Annotated in this window: 21 protein-coding genes and 1 other RNA gene; 12 read left to right on the plus strand and 10 right to left on the minus strand. The window is 49.7% G+C overall.

All coding sequences use genetic code 11. The annotated features are described in order from the left end of the window. Positions 1 to 23 precede the first annotated feature (23 nt). From agaE to kbaZ, 4 genes are read right to left on the minus strand one after another with little or no spacing between them, the layout of a single operon-like run. Positions 24 to 899: a PTS N-acetylgalactosamine transporter subunit IID gene (gene agaE / locus IX31_RS19740; RefSeq protein ID WP_034461296.1), complete on the minus strand. Its 876-nt coding sequence runs from the start codon at positions 897 to 899 to the stop codon at positions 24 to 26. Further along, the gene (agaW, locus tag IX31_RS19745) at positions 889 to 1,671 is read right to left on the minus strand and encodes a PTS N-acetylgalactosamine transporter subunit IIC (RefSeq protein ID WP_034461297.1); all 783 of its coding nucleotides are present in this window, start codon (positions 1,669 to 1,671) and stop codon (positions 889 to 891) included. The genes agaE and agaW overlap by 11 nt, the downstream gene beginning before the upstream one ends. Before the next feature lie 10 nt (positions 1,672 to 1,681). Next, positions 1,682 to 2,155, minus strand: a complete 474-nt coding sequence (gene agaV / locus IX31_RS19750; protein WP_034461298.1) for a PTS N-acetylgalactosamine transporter subunit IIB — start codon at positions 2,153 to 2,155, stop codon at positions 1,682 to 1,684. Between the two features lie 26 nt (positions 2,156 to 2,181). Next, entirely contained in the window at positions 2,182 to 3,474 is a 1,293-nt protein-coding gene (gene kbaZ / locus IX31_RS19755; protein ID WP_034461300.1) for a tagatose-bisphosphate aldolase subunit KbaZ, read from the minus strand. 251 nt (positions 3,475 to 3,725) lie between these two features. Here kbaZ and IX31_RS19760 point away from each other — a divergent pair, with 251 nt between their 5' ends. Together IX31_RS19760 and IX31_RS19765 are read left to right on the plus strand one after the other, a co-directional pair. After that, positions 3,726 to 4,535, plus strand: coding sequence for a DeoR family transcriptional regulator (locus IX31_RS19760; protein WP_034461302.1), 810 nt, complete (start codon positions 3,726 to 3,728; stop codon positions 4,533 to 4,535). A gap of 36 nt (positions 4,536 to 4,571) precedes the next feature. Further along, positions 4,572 to 5,573, plus strand: a complete 1,002-nt coding sequence (locus tag IX31_RS19765) for a Fic family protein (protein ID WP_034461303.1) — start codon at positions 4,572 to 4,574, stop codon at positions 5,571 to 5,573. Between the two features lie 37 nt (positions 5,574 to 5,610). Here IX31_RS19765 and IX31_RS19770 read toward each other — a convergent pair whose 3' ends face one another. Further along, positions 5,611 to 7,005, minus strand: a complete 1,395-nt coding sequence (locus IX31_RS19770) for an MFS transporter (protein ID WP_034461304.1) — start codon at positions 7,003 to 7,005, stop codon at positions 5,611 to 5,613. 136 nt (positions 7,006 to 7,141) lie between these two features. Between IX31_RS19770 and IX31_RS19775 the strand changes: the two genes are divergently transcribed. Beyond that, positions 7,142 to 8,071 carry a LysR family transcriptional regulator gene (locus tag IX31_RS19775; protein WP_034461306.1) on the plus strand — a complete coding sequence of 310 codons (930 nt, stop codon included), beginning with the start codon at positions 7,142 to 7,144 and terminating at the stop codon, positions 8,069 to 8,071. Between the two features lie 95 nt (positions 8,072 to 8,166). Here IX31_RS19775 and garD read toward each other — a convergent pair whose 3' ends face one another. Next, positions 8,167 to 9,738 carry a galactarate dehydratase gene (gene garD / locus IX31_RS19780; RefSeq protein ID WP_034461308.1) on the minus strand — a complete coding sequence of 524 codons (1,572 nt, stop codon included), beginning with the start codon at positions 9,736 to 9,738 and terminating at the stop codon, positions 8,167 to 8,169. A gap of 375 nt (positions 9,739 to 10,113) precedes the next feature. Here garD and IX31_RS19785 point away from each other — a divergent pair, with 375 nt between their 5' ends. The 8 genes from IX31_RS19785 (at position 10,114) to IX31_RS19815 (ending at position 19,186) form a co-directional block, all read left to right on the plus strand. Continuing rightward, complete coding sequence (locus tag IX31_RS19785; RefSeq protein WP_034461310.1) at positions 10,114 to 11,445, plus strand: MFS transporter; 1,332 nt, start codon at positions 10,114 to 10,116, stop codon at positions 11,443 to 11,445. A 26-nt stretch (positions 11,446 to 11,471) separates the two neighbouring features. Continuing rightward, positions 11,472 to 12,242, plus strand: coding sequence for a 2-dehydro-3-deoxyglucarate aldolase (gene garL, locus IX31_RS19790; protein WP_034461311.1), 771 nt, complete (start codon positions 11,472 to 11,474; stop codon positions 12,240 to 12,242). A gap of 27 nt (positions 12,243 to 12,269) precedes the next feature. Beyond that, positions 12,270 to 13,160 (plus strand): 2-hydroxy-3-oxopropionate reductase, encoded by an 891-nt coding sequence (garR, locus tag IX31_RS19795; RefSeq protein ID WP_034461314.1) that lies wholly within the window; start codon positions 12,270 to 12,272, stop codon positions 13,158 to 13,160. A gap of 63 nt (positions 13,161 to 13,223) precedes the next feature. Then, positions 13,224 to 14,369: a glycerate 2-kinase gene (gene garK, locus IX31_RS19800; protein ID WP_034461316.1), complete on the plus strand. Its 1,146-nt coding sequence runs from the start codon at positions 13,224 to 13,226 to the stop codon at positions 14,367 to 14,369. A gap of 68 nt (positions 14,370 to 14,437) precedes the next feature. Further along, positions 14,438 to 14,816, plus strand: an RNA gene (gene rnpB, locus IX31_RS22110) — RNase P RNA component class A. A 90-nt stretch (positions 14,817 to 14,906) separates the two neighbouring features. Beyond that, the gene (locus IX31_RS19805) at positions 14,907 to 16,004 is read left to right on the plus strand and encodes an AAA family ATPase (protein ID WP_034461317.1); all 1,098 of its coding nucleotides are present in this window, start codon (positions 14,907 to 14,909) and stop codon (positions 16,002 to 16,004) included. Positions 16,005 to 16,512: 508 nt separating this feature from the next. Further along, on the plus strand, positions 16,513 to 17,835 hold the full coding sequence (locus IX31_RS19810; RefSeq protein WP_034461318.1) for an SLC5/6 family protein: 1,323 nt from the start codon (positions 16,513 to 16,515) through the stop codon (positions 17,833 to 17,835). A gap of 43 nt (positions 17,836 to 17,878) precedes the next feature. Next, on the plus strand, positions 17,879 to 19,186 hold the full coding sequence (locus tag IX31_RS19815) for an L-cysteine desulfidase family protein (RefSeq protein ID WP_034461320.1): 1,308 nt from the start codon (positions 17,879 to 17,881) through the stop codon (positions 19,184 to 19,186). Position 19,187: 1 nt separating this feature from the next. On the opposite strand, the gene IX31_RS23520 is transcribed toward IX31_RS19815, so the two are convergent. Beyond that, on the minus strand, positions 19,188 to 19,358 hold the full coding sequence (locus IX31_RS23520) for a hypothetical protein (RefSeq protein WP_198528584.1): 171 nt from the start codon (positions 19,356 to 19,358) through the stop codon (positions 19,188 to 19,190). Positions 19,359 to 19,391: 33 nt separating this feature from the next. Then, positions 19,392 to 20,093, minus strand: a complete 702-nt coding sequence (locus IX31_RS19820) for a pirin family protein (protein ID WP_034461372.1) — start codon at positions 20,091 to 20,093, stop codon at positions 19,392 to 19,394. Between the two features lie 106 nt (positions 20,094 to 20,199). Here IX31_RS19820 and IX31_RS19825 point away from each other — a divergent pair, with 106 nt between their 5' ends. After that, positions 20,200 to 21,090, plus strand: a complete 891-nt coding sequence (locus tag IX31_RS19825) for a LysR family transcriptional regulator (protein WP_034461321.1) — start codon at positions 20,200 to 20,202, stop codon at positions 21,088 to 21,090. A gap of 87 nt (positions 21,091 to 21,177) precedes the next feature. On the opposite strand, the gene IX31_RS19830 is transcribed toward IX31_RS19825, so the two are convergent. Next, positions 21,178 to 21,561: a DUF805 domain-containing protein gene (locus IX31_RS19830; RefSeq protein ID WP_034461322.1), complete on the minus strand. Its 384-nt coding sequence runs from the start codon at positions 21,559 to 21,561 to the stop codon at positions 21,178 to 21,180. A gap of 105 nt (positions 21,562 to 21,666) precedes the next feature. After that, positions 21,667 to 22,659 (minus strand): glutathione S-transferase family protein, encoded by a 993-nt coding sequence (locus tag IX31_RS19835; protein WP_034461324.1) that lies wholly within the window; start codon positions 22,657 to 22,659, stop codon positions 21,667 to 21,669. Between the last annotated feature and the right edge of the window lie 22 nt (positions 22,660 to 22,681).

Here is a 22,681-nt window from a genome sequence, read left to right on the forward strand (position 1 = left end):
TTATCTCGCTTACAGGGATTCACTTACAGGAAGTGGGCGAACTTCCCGACAACACCCAACACAACCGTGATACCAATAAGGCGCAAAGGGCTCCAGCCACGGCGCACCAGCGCGTACATGCACAAGGTATAAACCAGTGGTAAAAAGGCCGGCATCAGCTTATCGATAACGTCAGTTTGCAGTTTTACGACGGCATCGCCCGCTGTGATTTCCAGCGTAGTCGCCAGGCGAACATAAGTTGCAACCAGCGCACCAATCACCGTCATCCCAACAATAGACGCGGCATGACCTACTTTGCGAGTGTTGGCTTTGATAAGCGGGATAGCTGCCACACCCATGCGGTAAGCGTAATGAGCAAGACCGAAACGCAAGCCGAGGTGAACGACGTTAAACAGTACGATAAAGATCACTGCGCCGAGTATTGAACCCTGTAACGCAAGACTCGCCCCGATACCGCCACAAATAGGCAACAAGGTCAGCCAGAACATGGCATCGCCAATCCCGCCCAGCGGCGCACCCACGGCAATTTTAGTGCTCTGAATGCTGTTCACATCCTGCTTAGAGCGTTCCATCGCCAGAATAATGCCGATAACAAAGGTCACGAGGAACGGATGGGTGTTGAAGAACCCCATGTGGCCTTTCATGGCGCGAGCCAGATCGTTTTTATTGGTGTGGATCTTTTTCAGCGCCGGCAGCAAACCGTAGAGCCAGCCTGATGCCTGCATACGTTCATAGTTGAATGAGGCCTGTAACAGCATGGAACGCCATGCCACCCGGTTAATATCCTGTTTTGTCAGTTCCGCGCCGATGCTTTGATCTTCATAGACGTTGTCATTCTTCTCGACTGCCGTGGTGTCCGCTACGTTGACGCCCGGCAGAGTCTGTTCGTTAGATACCATCTTCAAATTCCTCTTGCTTCACGTGAGTGGGTTGCTGTGGTGCCGGGTCTTTGCGTAAGAAATCAATCAGCGCCATTGCTAACGCGGCGGCGGCAATGGCCAGCACCGGTAGTTTTAGCCAGGCGGCAGCCACAAAGCCGAGAATGAAATAAGGGATGTAGACATTTTTCATCATGATTTTCAGCAGCACGGCAAAACCGATGGCTGGCATGATGCCGCCCGCGACACCGAGGCCGTCAATCAGACGAGCAGGGAGCATGTCGATGGCTGTTTTTGCATGCTCTGCGCCAAAATAGATTGGCAAGAATGCACACAGGAAATAGAAGATGCCGAGAGCCAGTAACGCCAGATAGTTAACACGCTCGATACCATCGGTATCGGCATTTTCTGCCATTCGGTCACAGCGGGCCATTACGCCGGACATAATGGAGAACAGGAAGGTAATCCCCATTTGCACCGCAACGGCGAATGGTACTGCGACGCCGACCGCAACTTCAGGTTTCACGCCAGTGGTAATAGCAAAAGTGGTGCCGACGATGGTGCCGATAATCACGTTAGGTGGCTGTGCGCCTGCAAGTGGTGCAAGCCCCATCCAGACCAGCTCCAGCGTACCGCCACACAAAATACCGGTATGAAGATCCCCTAGAATCAAGCCAACCAGTGGTCCTAACACAACCGGGCGGTGCATGTGCGTCAGGCCGTTGAACATATCCAGACCGGCAATAAAGGCCAGAATACCCAACGCTAATGCCTGTAATAAGCTAATTTCCATAGAAAATACCTCAGAGGAGTTTGTAGAGATCCTGAGCGGATTCCGTCGGCACACCCTGAACAAAACATTCTACTCCGGCCTTTTGTAAGCCATTAAAAGCAGCAATATCCTGGTCATTCACAGAGACGGTTTTCGCGATTTGTTGTTTGCCTTCTGCGTAGTGCATGTTGCCGACGTTGATCCGCGTAACAGGCACATCACCTTTCACTAAAGTCAGGAAATCATCCGGGTTTTTGCAAACCAGCAGGATTTTCTGGCGGTCTGCTGCACGGTGAATATTGTCGATAACTTTTTGCAGTGACCAGAAACGCACGGCTATCCCTTCTGCCAGAACCATCTCCATCAAGTTTTGCTGCACGGGGTCTTCTGCGACTTCATCGTTGGCAACGAGGACAAGGTTTGCACCAGCAAAACCGACCCATTGAACACCAACCTGGCCGTGAATTAGTCGCTCATCAATGCGGCTTAATACAATGTTTGGCATGTTATTTTCCTCTTATTATCATTGTGTTATTTGGATTGCTGTGTGCCCAGACAGGCGCAATGGTACTGGCGCAACACGTCCTGGATATGGTCGATAATCAGTTCATGCGGCGTTGCCGCGATTTTTCCTTCACGGACCTTAGCGTATTGAAGTGGCAGATACTGACTGATCAGTGGCAAAGGTATGGATTCACCAGCCAGATTGGTAAGAAGTCTTGAATACGCTTCGTCAATGTCATGATCTGGCCAGTAGTAGCGAACGCGGTCGGAGAAGCTATATCCACGTGCCAGACGGCGATCGCTGTCATTGCCGTGATAATGGTGTTTCCAGTATTCAGGGTGCTCAAGCATCACGCTTTCAAGAACATCGCGGAGCCCGGAGCATTTATGTGCTGGGCGTAATTCGCGTTCGATTGCGGCTAATGAAAACAGTGCTTCACGCAGTGCAAAGGTCAGTGCCGGACCGACTTTCAGAATCGCAAAGTGGTTTTGTACCAGTTGCTGTAATGCCTGTGGCGTCTGGTAATCGGTGGAGTGCGCTTCAAACACCATGGTGTCGAAGGCTTCAATCATCTGGCTTAAGAAAAGTGATTTCTCAGGTTGGTAATCAATAACCTGCGTGTGGTCGAATTCCACGCCTGGCTGGACAACCAGCCCGATAATGCGTGGCCACAAGTCGCTCAAACCTTGTAATTCAAACGCATGGCGATGGGCTTCGAGCGTTGTTTTTGCGGCCTGTGGTGTCGTGACGGCGAGTTCTGCCAGCGTTTCGTGCGCCCCACCAGGAACAGGAACTTCAGTGCCGATAACGTACACCAGATCGGAAGCGCCAAATTTCTCAATACAGGTTTGTTCTGCGATCTTTGCAAGCCGGGCGGCACGCATGGCAACAATGGTGTCGGTCAGAGGAACCGGGTCATCTGCGCAAGACATGCTGCAATCGAGATGAATCTTTTTGAAACCTGCTGCGACATAACAACGGATTAGCTCGTCTGCGTTACGCATCGCTTCTTCTGCGGGCAGAGCCTGCCAACGGTTCGGACCAAGGTGATCGCCCCCCAGAATGAGTTGCTCCCGTGGAAAGTGGTATTTGTCTGCCATTTTTTCGACAAAACCACGGAAGTCCTCCGGTGTCATTCCCGTATAACCACCGTGTTGATCGACCTGATTGGACGTTGCTTCTATTAATAAGAGAGATTTTTCGTCCCGACTATGGCGCATCGCCGCTTCGAGAACTAACGGGTGAGCAGAACAAACGGCAAAAATGCCACATCCTGAATCCTGTTTATGGTCGGCCACAAACGCGGTTAAATGTTTCACTTTCCTCTCCGTATGGGTTGGTTATCTATTTGTCTTTCGATTTGTTTCATTTAATAGTGGTGTATCGTGCGATAAAAACAAAACGAAAGATAATAGAATTGAGATCTGTTTCGCAAAAGAAACATAATGAAAGCCTATTTGACACAATGACAGTGAATGCAGCACGCGATGTAAAGGCTTGCTTTCCGCGAAAAGAAAGGTGTTAATAGACAAAGTGAAATGAAACGAAAGGTTTTATGAAAGGATCATGTATGAATAATACCGACGCAGCAACGGACAGGCGTGTAACAGGTACAAGTGAAAGGCGTGAGCAGATCATTCAGCGTCTTCGTCAACAAGGAAGCGTGCAGGTTAATGATCTATCATCATTTTTTGGTGTCTCGACGGTGACGATCCGTAACGATCTGGCTTTTTTGGAAAAGCAGGGCGTTGCGGTGCGTGCTTATGGCGGGGCATTGGTTTGCGATTCGGGAACGGCTGCGGTTGAACCGACCGTTGAGGATAAAAGCTCTCTGAACACTTCGGTCAAGCGCAGCATTGCGCGTGTGGCGGCGGATCTTATCAAACCAGGTCATCGGGTGATTCTGGACTCCGGTACTACCACGTATGAAATTGCACGCCATCTACGCAACCATAAGGATGTGATTGCGATGACCAACGGCATGAACGTGGCGAATGCGCTGCTTGAAGCTGAAGGTGTGGAGTTGCTGATGACCGGTGGGCATTTGCGCCGCCAGTCGTTGTCATTCTATGGCGATCAGGCCGATCAATCTTTGCAAAACTATCACTTCGACATTCTGTTCCTGGGTGTCGATGCCATCGATCTTGAGCGTGGCGTGAGTACTCACAACGAAGACGAAGCGCGTCTTAACCGCCGGATGTGTGAAGTGGCCGAGCGTATTATCGTGGTCACGGATTCCAGTAAATTTAACCGCTCAAGCCTGCATAAAATCATCGATACCCAACGCATTCATATGGTTATTACTGATGTGGGGATTCCTGCGGAAAGCCTGAATGGGCTGCGTAAAGTCGGGATTGAAGTGGTATTGGTTGGGGAATAGAAATTGTAATGTTCGTTTCATGCAGGAGGCTGACTTATGGCTGGTTACCAACCGCCTTTTAGTATCACTCCATCTATTATTAATCGAGTGGTCGAGATTGGTGAATTGTTAGGTCGCTGGGCTGCGCATGCTGAACAAGCATCGCCGATGCTACGTAAAGAAAACCGTATTCGTACCATCCAGGCCTCGCTTGCAATTGAACATAATAGTCTCTCAACAGAACAGGTTTCCGCCATCATGGACGGTAAACGTGTGTTGGCTCCAGCCAAAGATATCCAGGAAGTCCGTAACGCTATTATTGCTTATGAGGCGATGTCTTCCTGGAAAAGTGGGCGTGTTCAGGACTTGCTAGCGGCGCAACGGATTTTAATGACTGGCCTGGTAGATGCACCAGGACAATTCAGAACAGGCAATGTTGGGGTCTACAGGGAGAAACAATTAATCCATATGGCCCCACCTGCTAATCAGGTATCACGCTTAATGGCAGATTTACTTGGCTGGTTGGATCAAACGGACGTTCATCCTCTGATTGCGAGTTCCATTTTTCATTATGAGTTTGAATTTATTCACCCTTTCGTAGACGGGAATGGTCGAATGGGGCGGTTATGGCAAACGCTTATTCTGAGCGAGTGGCGTGAAGAACTCGCGTGGTTGCCAGTGGAAACCATCATTCATAATCAACAGAAAAGCTATTACCAGGTATTAGGTGAATGTGATCGGGCAAGCGATTGCACGCTCTTTATAGATTTTATGCTCGAGAAATTAATTGAGGGTCTGAGTGAAGGCATTGCTACTGAGCAAAGTAGAACCGCCAAAGTGGCGGTAGAAGTGGCGGTAGAAGTGGCGGGAGAAATAAGTGTCAGCGAACACCAACTTCTTACGGTATTAGCTGATAAACCTCATGCAACCGTTACTGAATTGATCGAAGTGCTTGGCAGAAGCCGCAGAACGATTGAAAGGAATATCAAGTCACTGCAGGAGAAAGGAAAACTTCAGCGAATGGGAGCGACAAAGAAAGGATTCTGGCGGGTGATATAAAAAGGTGTGGCGCAAACCACACCGACCTGGGTTCACCTTATCCTGCTGCTAATTTATATCCCCGTAAGCGGCTAACACTCAGCATAATCGCTAACACCGTTGCGATAACTGCCATCCACAGACTGAAATGCACTGCGCTGTTTTGCGCATAAATCGACATCATCACACCGACAAAGGCGGCGCCCAGGCACTGTCCGAAGGTGCGCATGATTGCCAGAACACCGGATGCATATCCGCTGTTTTCCCGAGAGGCATTGGACAACATTTCTTTGTTATTCGGGCTTTGGAAACAGCCAAAACCTATTCCACAAATCAAACTGCGCAGACAGATGTCCCACGCTTGTGCGTGTTCCGGGAGTATTGCCAGCAAAGCAAGACCGATGGCGAAGATAAACAACCCTACTGTTGAGATTATTGCGGCTGAATATCGGTCGGCAAGGCGTCCGGCATGAGGTGCCGCCAGAATAATGCCAATCGGCCATGGAGTGAAAAGCAGTGCTGAGACAAGTGCGCTGTAACCGTAAACGCTCTGAAAAAGAAACGGCAGTGCAATGAACGTGATGCCCTGGCTGACAAAGGAGGCCAGCGAAGTGAGTGCTGCCAACGAAAACCGTGAAGAGGCAAAGATATTTAGCGGAAGCAAAGGCTTAGCAACGCGGCGCTGAACCCAGATAAACGCAAGTCCGGTGAGAATGGCGATGCTTGCGAAAATCACAGCAGTAGTCAGGTCGCCATTGCCGGGATGGGTAAAAGCATCTGCGGCCATAATCAGTGCGCCTAACGCAATTGCCGAAAGTAAGGCTCCGGCATAATCGAACGATTCGCGTTTTAAAGCCGGGTTATGGGGAACAACACGCAGTGTTAGCAATAAAGAGATAATGCCCAGAGGAATATTAATCGCAAATAACCATGGCCAACTCAATGTGGAAAGAATTGTGCCTCCCAGAAGCGGTGCGATGGCAGTACTCGTGCCAATCAGCAGCGCGTTCAGGCCAAGTATTCGCCCCAAAAGGCGATTGGGGAAAACTGAGCGTAGTATCGCTGGGCCAATACTTAATGTTGCCGCCCCACCAATACCCTGCAAAACCCGCATGATAACTAACATATCCAGTGACGATGAGAGCGCACATCCCACAGAGGCCAGCGTGAAAAGGCCAAGGCCGAAGGCGAAAATCGAGCGAAAGCCTATGCGGCTGGAAAGGGCGGCAAATATCGCCAACGTCATCGCCGCCGATAATAAATATCCGTTGGAAACCCAGACGGTGGCACCTAATGAAGCGTCCAGCGAGTGTGCTATTTGTGGCAAGGCAATGTTTATCATCGAGCCGTCAAACACGGCCATAGTAGTCATGGTCATAACAGCGGCCATCGCTAAGCCGCGTTCGCGGCCCGGTAATCCTTCATCGCCTGGTTGATTGGTAAATAGTGCCATCGGTTAAAACTCTTTATCTCTGATGAGTGCCAGAAATATAGCGGCACCGCAGATAAGGCGGAAGGCGCAGCATTTGCATTAATAACCTGCACCAAACGCCTTCTTCCATTTCAACGCGCACGCTACTATTAAGTTTATGACTGAACCCGATCTGAACTTACTTATCGCTCTGGATGTTCTTCTTGCCGAAGGCAGTGTGGCAGGGGCTGCGCGTCGTCTTGGATTAAGTGCCTCTGCGATGAGTCGGACATTAAGCCGCCTGCGCGACATCACTGGCGATCCGCTGCTGGTGCGAGCTGGGCGTAATATGGTGCTGACTCCTTATGCTGAAGATATTCGTGAGCGCACGCAAAATGCCGTCTTTGAAGCTCGGGCAATACTTCGCCCTTCATCGGATGCTCTTAATCTTGCAACACTTGAGCGCAGTTTTACCTTGCGTACTAACGCCGGGTTTATCGAGATATTTGGTGCTGCATTGATTGCTGCGGTAGCCGCCGTTGCGCCTTTGGTACAACTGCGCTTTATGCCAAAACCCGAGAAAACGGTGAAGTATTTGCGTGAAGGTTTAATTGATCTTGAGATCGGTGTACTTGGGGAGATGGGGCCAGAAATACGCTTAACGGCGCTGTATCGGGATAAGTTTGTTGGTGTGGTTAGAAAAAATCATCTGCTGGAGCAAGACGGTGATATTACCGCCACGAAGTATGCCGAGCTGGGGCATGTCGTGGTTTCCCGCCATGAACGAGGAACGGGGCCGGTTGATGTGTTGCTGGCAGAACTGAATTTAAGCCGCAAAATTGCGGCGATGGTGCCTGGGTTTCCCGCGGCGATTGCGGTGGCGCAGGCGTCAGATTTAGTCGCGTTGGTGCCAGCAACTTTCTTGCTTAACCAGCCGGGGTTGAATGGCAATTCAGGTGAGGCCAGGCTTTATGTTTTTGAGCTGCCGGTAAAAACCAATGAGATTACGGTGTCGTTGATGTGGCATCCGCGTTCGGAAGCAGACCCAGCGCATCGCTGGCTGCGGCAATTGGTGTTGAAGGTTTGCCGCGAAAAAGTGCCGGGGTAAGGCAACCAGGCCGTAAGACCCCGGGAGCATAGTAACTATGTCACCGGGGCGCACGGCTGCAGCCAACGCATCTGCAGCTTGAAGTATGATGAGTATCAGGTCACCGGCGCTGGGTTGAAAACGGCCAGTGCATTATGAAGCCCCCACTGATCTGAGAAGGTTTTCTTACGACCACTCGCCACATCAAGAATAAATTTGAATAACTCCCAGCCCACATCCTCAATGGTTGCTTCGCCCGTGGCGATGGTGCCGGCGTTGATGTCCATTAAGTCATACCAACGGTTGGCCAGTGCAGTACGGGTCGCCATTTTAATGACAGGCACAGCCAGCAAACCGTACGGCGTACCGCGCCCGGTTGTGAACACTTGTACCGTAATACCTGAGGCCACCTGCTGTGTGCCGCAAACGAAATCACTGGCAGGGGTTGCTGCGAAAATCAGGCCGCGTTTGGTTGGGCGTTGTCCTGGTGAAAGCACCTCAACAATGGCGCTTTGGCCTGATTTAGCAATTGAACCAAGTGCTTTTTCCACCACGTTTGCCAGGCCACCTTTTTTGTTGCCCGGGGACGGGTTGGCGCTACGGTCGGTTTTACCCATATCAAGATAGTTGTCGTACCATTCCATCTCTTCGAGCAGGCGTTTGCCCACTTCTTCATTGATGGCGCGCGGTGTTAAAAGGTGGATGGCATCACGTACTTCAGTGACTTCAGAGAACATGACTGTTCCACCGCAACGCACAATCAGATCAGATGCATAGCCAACAGCTGGGTTCGCAGTCACGCCTGAGAACGCATCGCTACCGCCGCACTGCATACCCACAACCAGGTCAGACGCCGGGCAGGTTTCACGTTGGCGTTGGTTCAGTTTGACCAGATGGCGCTCAGCGACGTTAAGAATGTCATCGACCATCGATTTAAAGCCGACGTGGTGTTCATCTTGCAGGCGCACGATACTTGCATCGCCAACATTAATAGTTTGAACGTCATCGGTACCCTCCAGCAGACGCTCTGGCTGTAGTTTTTCACAGCCCAGGCCAATCACCATAATTTCGCCGCCAAAGTTTGGATTCAGAGAAATGTTATGGATAGTGCGAATAGGGATGACCGCTGCAGGCGCGTTGATCGCCACACCACAGCCGTAAAGGTGATTCAGACCAACTACGCCGTCGACATTCGGGTAGCGTGGCAACAACTCACGTTCAATAATTTTGATGACATAATCCACCACGCCCGCAACGCAATGCACGCTGGTGGTGATGCCAAGCAGGTTTTTGGTGCCGACGCTGCCGTCTGCATTGCGGTAACCTTCGAAGGTATAACCTTCCAGCGGCGGTAATGGCTCTGGCACTTTAGTGGCTAATGGCAGGGTGTTGAGCGGAGGCGCTTTTGGCAACTCCACTAATGATTCGTCAATCCAGCTACCGCGAGCAATATCACGCACCGCGTAACCAATCACTTCACCGTAACGGACAATTTCACCGTGGGCAGGAATATCCACCAGTGCAGCTTTATGACCTTGCGGGATATGTTCGATAAGTACCAGTCCATCCGGAAATTGAGTGCCGGCTTTCAGACCATTGTCATTAACAATAATAGCGACGTTATCTGTCTCATGAACTTTTATATAAAAAGAACCAGGGGGTTGTTGTTTAATTTCAATATTCGACATTGCCGCTATTCTCCAGAATTTTTCTAATCGTGACTTCTCACAAGCTAAATAAAGAATGTCAGGCTGTGAGAAATAAAAATGTGAGCGAGATCACTTTATATTGTGAGGCATTGCTAACCAGGGAGGGTTATCTATGAAATTGTGCAATACACCCCACAAACATGTGCATAAGTTTAATTATTTGGCTTTTAAAGTGTTATCAATTGGGCGTGTGCCTAATGTCCATTTGTTATTTGCTGGCTATACTGTGTTGCGAATGACAAACACCAGGTTAATTTCAGAGAGCAGCGTTATCCCGAAAATATATTCGTGAAATATTGCTTTATATAAATAAAAAATCCTTGAATAAAGTACCCGCAACAGAGGATGTAGAAAATGATTTTGGATACAGCAGTTGAGTCGAAAAAAGGTAAGAACACACGATATTTAATATTATTGATTATCTTTATTGTAACGACGATTAACTACGCAGATCGCGCCACTCTTTCTATTGCGGGTACTGAAGTTGCTAAAGAATTACAGCTCAGTGCAATCTCAATGGGCTATATTTTCTCGGCATTTGGTTGGGCATACCTGTTAATGCAAATCCCTGGCGGCTGGTTACTTGACCGCTACGGCTCGAAGAAAGTTTATACCTATAGTCTGTTTTTCTGGTCGCTGTTTACGTTCATGCAGGGCTTTGTTGATATGGTGCCGCTAGCCTACGCCGGTATCTCCATGTTTATCATGCGTTTTATGCTCGGGTTCTCTGAAGCGCCTTCTTTCCCTGCCAACGCCCGTATTGTTGCGGCCTGGTTCCCTACTAAAGAACGCGGAACGGCTTCTGCCATTTTTAACTCTGCACAATATTTCTCGCTGGCGTTGTTCTCTCCATTGCTCGGTTGGTTGACCTTCGCATGGGGCTGGGAGCATGTGTTTACCGTGATGGGCGGTATCGGTTTTGTGCTGACCTTCCTGTGGGTGAAGTTTATCCATAACCCGACTGACCACCCGCGTATGTCAAAAGAAGAGCTGGATTACATCACTCAAGGCGGCGCAGTGGTTGATATGGACCACAAAAAACCGGGTGCCGTGGTTGAAGGACCAAAACTTCATTACATCAAGCAGTTGCTGACTAACCGTATGATGTTGGGTGTGTTCTTTGGTCAGTACTTCATTAACACCATTACCTGGTTCTTCCTGACCTGGTTCCCGATTTACCTGGTGCAAGATAAAGGTATGTCGATTCTGAAAGTGGGTATGGTCGCTTCAATTCCGGCGCTGTGTGGTTTCGCCGGTGGTGTGTTGGGCGGCGTATTCTCCGATTCGTTAATCAAACGCGGTTACTCACTGACCGTTGCTCGTAAGATACCGATTGTTCTCGGGATGTTGCTTGCTTCAACCATCATTCTTTGTAATTACACCGAAAGCACGGCTCTGGTTATCACCCTGATGGCATTTGCCTTCTTCGGTAAAGGTTTTGGCGCGCTGGGCTGGCCGGTAATTGCCGACACCGCACCAAAAGAGATGGTCGGCCTGTGCGGTGCTGTGTTTAACGTGTTCGGTAACGTCGCTTCTATAGTAACGCCACTGGTGATTGGCTACCTGGTCAGCGAACTCCACTCCTTCAATGCGGCACTGATTTTCGTTGGTTGCTCGGCACTGGCAGCGATGGTTTGTTATCTGTTCGTAGTGGGTGACATTAAACGTATGGAATTGCAGAAGTAAGCAACCACAAAATTAAGGTAAGGCTCATGAATAGCAACGTTTTCCCAAATAAATTCAAAGCAGCACTGGCAGCACACCAGACGCAAATCGGTTGCTGGTCTGCACTGGCAAATCCTATCAGTACGGAAGTGCTGGGCCTGGCTGGATTCGACTGGATTGTGCTCGATGGCGAACATGCACCAAACGATATCACCACATTCATTCCGCAGTTGATGGCATTAAAAGGCAGCGAAAGTGCCGCCGTGGTGCGCGCGCCGACCAATGACCCGGTGATCATCAAACGCCTGCTGGATATCGGCTTCTATAACTTCCTGATCCCGTTTGTGGAAACGCAGGAAGAGGCTGAGCTGGCGGTGTCTTCAACCCGTTACCCACCGGAAGGGATTCGTGGGGTGTCCGTTTCACACCGCGCCAATATGTTTGGCACCGTGCCGGACTACTTTGCGCAGTCCAACAAGAACATCTCTATCCTGGTTCAGATTGAAAGCCAGCAGGGCGTTGATAACGTAGATGCCATCGCTGCAACCGACGGTGTTGATGGGATTTTCGTTGGGCCAAGTGACCTTGCTGCGGCATTAGGCCATCTGGGTAATGCTTCGCATCCGGATGTGCAGCAATGCATCAAACACATCTTTGCCCGTGCCAAAGCACACGGTAAACCAGCCGGCATTCTGGCACCAGTTGAAGCTGACGCGCGTCGTTATATGGAATGGGGCGCCACCTTCGTGGCTGTGGGCAGTGATTTAGGCTGCTTCCGCTCGGCAACCCAGAAATTGGCTGATTCTTTTAAAAAATAACCACCACCTGAAAAGAGAGACTGAATTATGACACTGAAAGTTGGGTTTATTGGCCTGGGTATCATGGGCAAACCAATGAGTAAAAACCTCATCAAAGCCGGTTATTCACTGGTGGTTGCCGACCGTAATGCAGAGGTAATTGCTGAAGTTATCGCAGCCGGTGCAGAAACTGCCGCCACACCAAAAGATATTGCTGAGCAGTGCGATGTGATTATCACCATGCTGCCTAACTCCCCACACGTTAAAGAAGTGGCGCTGGGCGAAAACGGCATTATCGAAGGGGCAAAATCGGGCACCGTCGTTATCGACATGAGTTCCATCGCACCGCTGGCGAGCCGCGAAATTAGTGAAGCACTAAAAGCAAAAGGCATCGATATGCTGGATGCGCCCGTGAGCGGTGGCGAACCTAAAGCTATCGAAGGCACCCTGTCCGTCATGGTTGGCGGTGATAAAGCGATTTTCGACAAGTATTACGACCTGCTCAAATCAATGGCCGGTTCCGTGGTGCACACCGGTGATATCGGTGCGGGCAACGTCACCAAACTGGCAAACCAGGTGATTGTAGCGCTGAACATTGCTGCGATGTCTGAAGCACTGGTATTGGCAACCAAAGCGGGTGTAAACCCAGAATTAGTCTTCCAGGCGATTCGTGGTGGCCTTGCAGGTAGCACCGTTCTGGAGGCGAAAGCGCCGATGGTTTTAGATCGCAACTTCAAGCCTGGTTTCCGAATCGACCTGCACATTAAAGATCTGGCGAACGCGCTGGATACTTCCCACGGTGTGGGCGCGCAATTACCACTGACTGCGGCAGTAATGGAAATGATGCAAGCGCTGCGTGCAGACGGCCATGGTAACGATGACCATAGCGCAATCGCGTGCTACTACGAAAAACTGGCGAAAGTAGAAGTCAGTAAATAAAAGAGATGGGCACCTCTTGGGTGCCCGGTTTTCTCGGCCCTATTGTTTTGGCATGGACTCATTATGAAAATCGTAATCGCACCCGACTCTTATAAAGAAAGCCTCTCAGCGGTTGATGTGGCACAGGCTATTGAAAAAGGATTCCGCGAAATATTTCCTGATGCGGAATACATATCTGTCCCGGTTGCTGATGGTGGGGAAGGTACGGTCGATGCCATGATCAGTGCAACACAGGGCAAGAAAATCACCACTACGGTGACAGGGCCGCTAGGCGAGCCTGTTACAGCATATTGGGGTCTGTCCGGTGACGGTCAAACCGCGTTTATCGAAATGGCTGAAGCCAGTGGGCTTGCACTGGTGCCCATTGTGAACCGCAATCCTCTGATTACGACTTCGCACGGTACTGGAGAACTGATTTTACGGGCTCTGGATAACGGTGCGCGCAACATTATTATCGGTATTGGTGGCAGCGCAACTAACGACGGCGGCGCGGGCATGGTGCAGGCGCTGGGCGCGAAACTGTGCGATGCAGTCGGGAAAGAAATTAGTCACGGTGGTGGCAGCTTAATGAGCCTGAACAGCATCGATATTTCAGGTCTCGATAGTCGTTTGGCTGACTGTGTGATTAACGTTGCCTGTGATGTGACGAATCCATTAATTGGTGATAACGGCGCTTCACGTGTTTTTGGGCCACAAAAAGGGGCCGATGAAGCGATGATTCTTGAGCTGGATGCCAATCTTGCTCATTTTGCTGATGTAATTAAAAAAGACTTACGTATTGATGTGAAAAACGCGCCTGGGGCGGGAGCTGCGGGTGGCATGGGCGCGGCATTAATGGCGTTTCTCGGCGCGGAACTGCGTAGCGGAGTCGAGATAGTGACGGAAGCTTTGCGCCTTGAAGAACATATTCATGATTGCTCGCTGGTGGTGACTGGTGAAGGGCGTATGGATAGTCAGAGTATCCGCGGCAAAGTGCCGGTGGGTGTGGCAGCGGTGGCGAAAAAGTACCACAAGCCGGTGATTGGTATCGCGGGCTCGTTGACCAGTGATGTGGCGGTTGTCCATCAATATGGCATTGATGCCGTGTTTAGCGTGCTGACTAGTATTGGTACGCTCGAAGAGGCGCTGAAAAATGCGTTCGATAATATTTACCGTGCTTCGCGCAATATTGCAGCAGCGGTGGCTATTGGGATGAATACTACATCTTAGATTCCCCTAAATAATTCAAGTTGTGGGAAGGCGTGACAGGGGAGCGCAAACCCTCTATAATCCGCGCCGAAGCTGACCAGACAGTCGCCGCTTCGTCGTCGTCCTTCTTCGGAAGGAGACGGGCGGAGGGGAGGAAAGTCCGGGCTCCATAGGGCAGGGTGCCAGGTAACGCCTGGGGGGGTAACCCACGACCAGTGCAACAGAGAGCAAACCGCCGATGGCCCGCGCAAGCGGGATCAGGTAAGGGTGAAAGGGTGCGGTAAGAGCGCACCGCGCGTCTGGTAACAGTTCGCGGCACGGTAAACTCCACCCGGAGCAAGGCCAAATAGGGGTTCATAAGGTACGGCCCGTACTGAACCCGGGTAGGCTGCTTGAGCCAGTGAGCGATTGCTGGCCTAGATGAATGACTGTCCACGACAGAACCCGGCTTATCGGTCAGCTTCAACCATTCAACAAAAACCCCGCTTCGGCGGGGTTTTTGTTTTTCTGCCTTCCATTACCATAGTAGAACTCCTTTCATCACCAGGCAGCACTGTCATGATCAAATCCATCTTCATCGACAACTACCGATCTGTGCGCAAACTCTCCATTGATATGGGGCGGCTGAACGTGGTTTTCGGCCCGAATGGTTGCGGTAAATCCAATATCTATAAAGCAATCCATTTGATCCACGGCGCAGCAATGGGGCAGTTGTCACACTGGTTGTCTGATGAAGGTGGGATTCAAAAGGTTATGTGGGCAGGCGATCGTGCCAAAGGGTATACCAGTGCGCCACGACGTATGACACTTGCTGTAGATACCGACGACTTTGAATACGAATTGCAGGTCGGCTTCCCGGACAAGTTACCGTACCCAACGATGTTTGACCTTGATCCCATCGTAAAAGAAGAGCAAATCTGGCTGAGTGGTTTTCGCCGCCGGCCTTCTTCGTCAATTATGCATCGCCGCAACCAGGCTGTTTTTCTCAACGACGTAAACGGTGAGAAAGTGACGCATGCCGCCACGCTTTACGAAAACGAGTCTTTGTTCGGCCAGCTTGGCGAGCCACACCTTTATCCTGAAGTTTCCAGCGCCCGTGAAACGCTGCGTAACTGGCGTTTCTACCATGAGTTCGATATCACAAAAGGTGCCGGGTTGCGCTTGCCGCAGGTTGGTTACCGTTCGCCAGTGTTAGCGGGTGATGGGCTAAACCTGGCCGCTGCGTTTCAGACCATCGTTGAAATTGGTGATAGCGAGTTACTGTTTGAGGTGCTGGATGAAGCTTTCCCTGAATGCACATTTTTCTGTGATAACAGTAACGGGCGTTTCCAGATGATGATGCACCGGCAGGGGATTAACCGCCCGCTGGAGTCGGCTGAGTTTTCCGATGGGACATTACGATTTTTGTGCCTGACCGTGGCGCTACTGAGTCCGCGTCCACCGCGCTTTATTGCATTGAATGAACCGGAAAATAGCCTGCATCCCCAGATGTTACCGGCGCTTGCTCGCCTGATTGCCGAAGCGAGTCGCTACACGCAAATCTGGTTAACCAGCCATTCGCCAGAATTGGCCACATTTATTGAAAAACATACGCCGTTTACGCTTTATCAGTTGGGGATTGAGAATGGGGAAACGCGAGTTAACCGTCTTTCGTGATCGTTTACTGTGAGAAAATGTCTTGATGATAGGAGAAAAATCTTAACCTTAACCTTATTGAAACAATAATCAGAGGTTCCTGCTAAAGCGATGCCAGAGTGTGAAGTGCATCAAAATACTCGTTCTCTGATGTTACAGGCTATTAACCTCGCTTGTTGCGTCAGCTCACACTGCCCTATTGAGTCTGAATTCGCTTAAAAACAAATAATTTAGTAAAAATCGTTTAAAAATAACTACTTAAGTGCTCCACTCAACTTCTGGAATAATTATTTCCTACACAAAATGCAAAGTGTGAATCAAAACTGAATATATTTCTCTGAATGGAGGATTATTTTCTCTTTTATTGCTAATGCGCAGATTGAGTAGCAAATTTTTTCTCCTCCGCACGCGCTATCCTTTTTACATTCGAATAAGACCAGAAAACACGTCTTCATGTTTTTAATGGTCTGGGAAATCACTCTGTAATAAACACTCATAATTAAAACCTACACATTAAAGCGAGCATTTTATGGAAACAGGAAGCATTACTGCCGTTAATATTCCGGCATCGAATCGTGCAGGAATGACTGAAAGTGAATGGCAAGCCGCCACCAAATTTGACAGCACTGATGTCGGCTGGATCATTATGAGTATTGGCATGGCAATTGGTGCGGGAATAGTTTTTCTACCCGTTCAGGTTGGATTAATGGGATTATGGGTTTTCCTTCTTTCATCGATAGTCGGCTATCCAGCAATGTATCTGTTTCAGCGTTTGTTTATTAATACGCTGGCGGAATCCCCGGAGTGTAAAGATTACCCGAGTGTGATAAGCGGTTATTTGGGTAAAAACTGGGGGATATTATTGGGTTTACTCTATTTTATTATGCTGGTTATCTGGATGTTTGTTTACTCCACAGCCATCACTAATGACAGTGCCTCTTATTTACATACGTTTGGCGTCACAGAAGGCCTGTTATCGGATAACCCCTTCTATGGCCTGGTGCTGATTTGTATTCTGGTCGCCATCTCATCCCGCGGTGAAAAGCTCTTATTTAAAGTTTCAAGATACATGGTGCTAACCAAGCTTTTAGTGGTCGCCGCGCTGGGTGTTTCTATGGTCGGGATGTGGCACTTGTATAACGCCGGCACGCTGCCGCCAATGGGGTTGCTGCTGAAGAATGCGATTATTACGCTGCCATTTACGCTGACGTCTATTCTGTTTATCCAGACGCTTAGCCCGATGGTTATTTCGTACCGTTCTAAAGAAAAATCACGCGAAGTGGCTCGTTTCAAAGCGCTGCGTGCGATGAACATCGCTTTTGGCATTCTGTTTGTGACCGTTTTCTTTTATGCAGTCTCTTTTACTCTTGCGATGGGTCATGACGAGGCGGTAAAAGCGTATGAGCAAAATATTTCAGCGCTGGCTATTGCCGCCCAGTTTATTAACGGAAATGCCGGGGCATGGGTCACTGTGGTCAGCGTGATATTAAATATCTTCGCTGTTATGACCGCATTCTTTGGGGTTTATCTCGGGTTCCGTGAAGCAACGCAGGGTATAGTGATTAATATTCTGCGCCGTAAAATGCCTGCAGAAAAAATTAATGAGAAATGGGTGCAGCGTGGAATTATGGTATTCGCCATATTACTGGCATGGAGTGCGATTGTACTGAACGCTCCGGTATTAAGTTTTACCTCAATCTGTAGCCCAATATTTGGCATGGTAGGGTGCTTAATTCCAGCCTGGCTGGTCTATAAAGTCCCTGCATTGCATAAATATAAAGGTGTCTCACTGGTCATTATTGTTATCACTGGCCTCTTATTGTGTATTTCTCCATTCCTTGCATTCTCCTGATTGCAGGCATGTGTTTTCTGAATATAAGCGTTAAGGTTAAAAAATGGCAAATTCTGCAATTAACCCGGCATGGGCTGAACTCATCCTGGCTGTGAAACAAAATGTGAAGCCCGCAGTGGGCTGCACAGAACCCATTTCGCTAGCGCTGGCAAGTGCATTGGCCGCCTCGCATCTGGCGGGGCCAGTTACAAGCATCGAGGCTCGCGTTTCACCGAATCTAATGAAAAATGGTATGGGCGTTACTGTTCCGGGAACCGGGATGGTCGGTCTGCCTATCGCCGCTGCGGTGGGAGCGCTCGGGGGCGACCCACTTGCGGGACTGGAAGTGCTCAAAGGCGCGCCGGTTGAAGCGATTGCTGCCGCAAAACTGCTGCTGGCACGTGGCGATGTGAAGGTCAGCATTCAACAACCGTGCGATGAGATTTTATATACCTGCGTGACGGTATTTACCGCCAAAGAGTCGGCAACGGTGGTCATCGCGGGTGAACATACCCGAGTCATCAGAATCGAGAAAGACGGCGATGTGCTATTTGATGCCGCTGAAGATTGTCAGGTGGAAGGAAAGGTGCAAACTTGCTCGATGGAAAATGTCAGCCTTGAGCAGATTGTTGAGTTTGCACAGGGCGTTCCCTTTGATGAAATTGGTTTTATTCTTGATGCGGCCTTGTTGAATAACGAGCTTTCCCGTGAAGGTTTGCGGGTGCAGTACGGTTTGCATATCGGTTCGACGTTACAGCGGCAGCTTGATCGTGGCCTGATGGCAAATGATCTGTTGAGCGACATTATGATCCGTACGGCCGCCGCTTCTGATGCACGTATGGGAGGCGCGTGTCTTCCGGCAATGAGCAACTCAGGTTCCGGCAATCAAGGTATTGCCGCGACAATGCCGGTGGTTGTGGTGGCTGAACATCTTGCCTGTGACAGTGAGAAACTGGCGCGAGCGCTGATACTGTCGCATCTGACGGCGATTTATATTCACCATCAGTTGCCGGCTCTCTCTGCGTTATGCGCGGCAACCACCGCAGCAATGGGGGCGGCGGCAGGGATCACCTGGTTAATCGACGGCAGCTACAAAAGCATTTCAATGGCTATCAGCAATATGATCGGTGATGTTAGCGGTATGATTTGTGATGGGGCTTCAAACAGTTGCGCGATGAAAGTGTCTACCAGCGCCGCTTCGGCATGGAAAGCGGTGCTGATGGCACTTGATAATACGTCGGTCAGCGGAAATGAGGGGATCGTAGCTCATGATGTAGAGCAGTCGATCCGTAATCTTTGTGCGCTGGCAAGTCAGGCGATGCAGCACACCGATCGTCAGATTATTGCGATTATGGCAAGTAAGGTCGCGTAATTCAGAGGCTGGCTTCTTCTTCCGCCAGTCGTACATCTGCTTCGACAACAATCGCTTCCAGTTCGTTGAGCATCTCGTCGTAACTCAGCCCGACATCAGCGGTTGTTGCCTCAACTACAACCGCTGACACTGCTTTTTTGGTCGCTTTCTTCGTCGATGGTTTTTTGCTCACGGATAACTCCTGTTGGTCTATTCCTGATACTGGTCAGACCGGTAAATCTATCAGCAATGCACGCAATGGGGTATCTGCAACCAGCGTAATGTTAGCTTCATCACGGATAAAAGCGCCGTCACCACAGGTAAGGCCTTCTTTTTCTTCGGCAGATGTTACAGCGTGAACCGTACCATGAATTGACTGTAAATAAGCACGCGGGCCGTGTAGCTGGAAGCTTAATTGCTGGCCTTTCTCCAGTTCAATCTGGTGAATCCATACTTGTTGGCGCAGTTGTAGGCTCTCTTTACTGCCATCCGGCGAGGCCAGTAATTGTTGGGACCCATCAGTAAGCGTGATTTTCTGCACCAGCGGATTTTCGCGCTCCGGACAAGCATCAAGCCATAGTTGCATCCGCGTAAGAGAGTGCTCTTTACTCAGGTTATGCTCGCTGTAACTGAGTCCTGGCTGGGTGGAAATGAGCAGTGCTTCACCCGCTTTAGCCTGAACGTGGTTGCCCTCGCTATCGCGGTATTCCGCTTCGCCTTCGAGAATCAAATTGAGAATATCAACCTTCGGATAGGTACGTGGCTGGAATGACGCACCTGGTGCTAACACTTCCTGGTTGAGTACGCGCAACGAAGCATAGCCCAACAATTTCGGGTCGAAATAGTGACCGAAGGAAAACGTATAGCGGGCCTGGAGCCATCCATAGTCCGCTTTCCCGCATTGTTTGGCAGTTCTTGGCGTAATCATAATTTCTTGACCTCTTTTTACACTGTACCCATGGTAAAGCTCTGGACGCTGCATTGTTAGCCAGTTAATCTGCTTGGTATGTTCAAATTTCCTGAATGAGAACGAGATGGCTAAAGAGAGAGCATTGACGCTAGAGGCTTTGCGGGTCATGGACGCAATTGACAGGCGTGGGAGTTTTGCCGCTGCTGCTGATGAATTGGGGCGTGTACCGTCGGCGCTGAGCTATACCATGCAGAAGTTGGAAGAAGAACTGGATGTCGTGCTGTTTGACCGTTCAGGCCATCGCACCAAATTTACCAATGTCGGGAGGATGTTACTGGAGCGCGGGCGAGTTTTGCTCGAAGCGGCTGAAAAACTTACCACTGATGCCGAAGCACTGGCGCGTGGTTGGGAAACGCATCTCACCATTGTTACAGAGGCTCTGGTGCCGACAGCGAAGCTGTATCCGCTGGTGGAAAAACTGGCCGGTAAAGCTGACACCCAGTTGTCGATTATTACTGAAGTACTGGCGGGTTCATGGGAGCGTTTAGAGCAAGGCCGGGCGGATATTGTGATTGCTCCGGATATGCACTTCCGTTCTTCATCTGAGATTAACTCACGCAAGCTGTATAAGGTGATGAGCGTTTATGTCGCGGCACCTGATCACCCGATTCACAATGAACCGGAGCCGCTTTCAGAAGTGACGCGCGTGAAGTATCGCGGTATCGCGGTTGCTGATACCGCACGGGAACGTCCTGTGCTGACAGTGCAGCTACTGGATAAACAGCCGCGTCTTACAGTAAGTAGCATGGAAGATAAACGTCAGGCATTGCTGGCCGGTTTGGGTGTGGCAACAATGCCTTATCCGATGGTCGAGCAGGATATTGCTGAAGGACGACTACGTGTGGTGAGTCCTGAATACACCAATGAAATTGACATTATCATGGCGTGGCGACGCGATAGCATGGGCGAAGCAAAAGCCTGGTGCTTGCGTGAAATTCCAAAATTATTGAAATAAAAAGGGTGGGCAGCTTTTGCGCTGCTCCACCCTTTTTAAGTGAGTTTGTTGGGCGGGAAAGCACTACCCGCCACGATGCTTAAATTATTATTCACTAATGAATCGTGCATCCAGGCGCTTTGGGTCCGCACCATACTCGTTTTCGCCTGGCGTGCCGTTCTGGCAATTAAACGCCAGAATAATCAACCAGCCCACTAACGGAATTAACAACAGTAACAGCCACCAGGCTGAACGGTCGGTATCGTGTAGGCGTCGGAACTGTACGGCCCAATAAGGAAGAAAAATCAGTACGCCGTAAATGGTGGTCAATGCGCCTTCATCCCCTGCAATTCGTAGCCCTAACATCTTGTCCAGGATGCTTAAAACCACGGTGAGCACAAGATTGACCAGGATAAACATCCAGAACTCTTTGCGGCGTGCACGTCCACTAAAGCCAAGATAATTTTTTAAAACTTTGAAATACCAATCCATTTGTAGCCCGCCTTGATTTTTTATCAATCACTTGATCTGTAAGCGATCTATTTCAAGAATAGCCATGAATGGATTTTACGTAAATCATAGTTCATATGAATTTTATCAACCCTTGTTAAACCGTTCGTCGCGCCCGTGAGGCTCATTCAAATCCTGAGCGGGGCCAATGGAAATAATCCCGGTAGGGTTAATGGTTTTATGGCTGCGGTAATAGTGGTGGCGGATATGCGCGAAGTCGACAGTTTCAGCGATACCCGGCATTTGGTAGATATCACGTAAGAATCCGTACACATTCAGGTAATCACTAATGCGATGTTTGTCGCATTTGAAATGGGTGACATATACCGGGTCGAAACGCACCAGTGTGGTCCACAAACGAATATCCGCTTCCGTAAGTTGGTCGCCAGTTAAATATCGATGTTGCCCGAGGATCTGCTCAACCCGTGCCAGTGACTCGAATACTATGGTAACGGCTTCATCGTAAGCTTCTTGAGACGTGGCAAAACCGGCTTTATATACGCCGTTATTAATGCCGTCGTAAATCCAGCTATTTAGATCATCAATCTGGCTACGTAATGCAGTCGGGTAATAATCCCCCGCGCGAGCACCTTGTGCGTCAAACGCAGTATTCAGCATACGGATGATTTCAGCAGATTCGTTACTGACGATAGTCTGTGTTTTCTTATCCCATAAAACAGGTACGGTAACGCGCCCGGTGTAATCTGAATCAGCTTGTAAATAGAGCTGATAGAGATATTCATGCTGGTATAAGCCATCACCGGTAGCGTTTGGGAAATCATCATCAAACGTCCAGCCATCCTGCAACATGAGCGGGTTAACCACAGAAACAGAGATAAGAGACTCGAGGCCTTTTAACGCGCGCATGATTAACGTGCGGTGCGCCCAGGGGCAGGCGAGGGAGACATAAAGATGATAGCGGTCTTTTTCGGCAGCAAAACCACCTTTACCAGTTGGGCCGGGTTCACCATCCGCTGTCAGCCAGTTGCGAAAAGCTGACTCTGAGCGTTTGAAACTGCCGCCTGTGGATTTGGTGTCGTACCAGACATCGTGCCAGACGCCATCAATTAATTGTCCCATTTTATTCTCCTCGTGAGCCTTA

It is taken from the genome of Buttiauxella noackiae, from assembly GCF_000737905.1.
In the GTDB taxonomy this organism is placed as follows: Bacteria; Pseudomonadota; Gammaproteobacteria; order Enterobacterales; family Enterobacteriaceae; genus Buttiauxella; species Buttiauxella noackiae.

What these genes read in the sequence shown, in the direction of transcription:
- IX31_RS19820 (WP_034461372.1), bottom strand. Translation starts at nt 20,093, where the DNA reads ATGATTACGCCAAGAACTGCCAAACAATGCGGGAAAGCGGACTATGGA.
- IX31_RS19830 (WP_034461322.1), bottom strand. Translation starts at nt 21,561, where the DNA reads ATGGATTGGTATTTCAAAGTTTTAAAAAATTATCTTGGCTTTAGTGGA.
- IX31_RS19760 (WP_034461302.1), top strand. Translation starts at nt 3,726, where the DNA reads ATGAATAATACCGACGCAGCAACGGACAGGCGTGTAACAGGTACAAGT.
- IX31_RS19775 (WP_034461306.1), top strand. Translation starts at nt 7,142, where the DNA reads ATGACTGAACCCGATCTGAACTTACTTATCGCTCTGGATGTTCTTCTT.
- IX31_RS19770 (WP_034461304.1), bottom strand. Translation starts at nt 7,005, where the DNA reads ATGGCACTATTTACCAATCAACCAGGCGATGAAGGATTACCGGGCCGC.
- IX31_RS19810 (WP_034461318.1), top strand. Translation starts at nt 16,513, where the DNA reads ATGGAAACAGGAAGCATTACTGCCGTTAATATTCCGGCATCGAATCGT.
- IX31_RS19835 (WP_034461324.1), bottom strand. Translation starts at nt 22,659, where the DNA reads ATGGGACAATTAATTGATGGCGTCTGGCACGATGTCTGGTACGACACC.
- agaW (WP_034461297.1), bottom strand. Translation starts at nt 1,671, where the DNA reads ATGGAAATTAGCTTATTACAGGCATTAGCGTTGGGTATTCTGGCCTTT.
- garD (WP_034461308.1), bottom strand. Translation starts at nt 9,738, where the DNA reads ATGTCGAATATTGAAATTAAACAACAACCCCCTGGTTCTTTTTATATA.
- garR (WP_034461314.1), top strand. Translation starts at nt 12,270, where the DNA reads ATGACACTGAAAGTTGGGTTTATTGGCCTGGGTATCATGGGCAAACCA.
- IX31_RS19765 (WP_034461303.1), top strand. Translation starts at nt 4,572, where the DNA reads ATGGCTGGTTACCAACCGCCTTTTAGTATCACTCCATCTATTATTAAT.
- garK (WP_034461316.1), top strand. Translation starts at nt 13,224, where the DNA reads ATGAAAATCGTAATCGCACCCGACTCTTATAAAGAAAGCCTCTCAGCG.
- IX31_RS19805 (WP_034461317.1), top strand. Translation starts at nt 14,907, where the DNA reads ATGATCAAATCCATCTTCATCGACAACTACCGATCTGTGCGCAAACTC.
- agaE (WP_034461296.1), bottom strand. Translation starts at nt 899, where the DNA reads ATGGTATCTAACGAACAGACTCTGCCGGGCGTCAACGTAGCGGACACC.
- IX31_RS19815 (WP_034461320.1), top strand. Translation starts at nt 17,879, where the DNA reads ATGGCAAATTCTGCAATTAACCCGGCATGGGCTGAACTCATCCTGGCT.
- IX31_RS19825 (WP_034461321.1), top strand. Translation starts at nt 20,200, where the DNA reads ATGGCTAAAGAGAGAGCATTGACGCTAGAGGCTTTGCGGGTCATGGAC.
- garL (WP_034461311.1), top strand. Translation starts at nt 11,472, where the DNA reads ATGAATAGCAACGTTTTCCCAAATAAATTCAAAGCAGCACTGGCAGCA.
- agaV (WP_034461298.1), bottom strand. Translation starts at nt 2,155, where the DNA reads ATGCCAAACATTGTATTAAGCCGCATTGATGAGCGACTAATTCACGGC.
- IX31_RS19785 (WP_034461310.1), top strand. Translation starts at nt 10,114, where the DNA reads ATGATTTTGGATACAGCAGTTGAGTCGAAAAAAGGTAAGAACACACGA.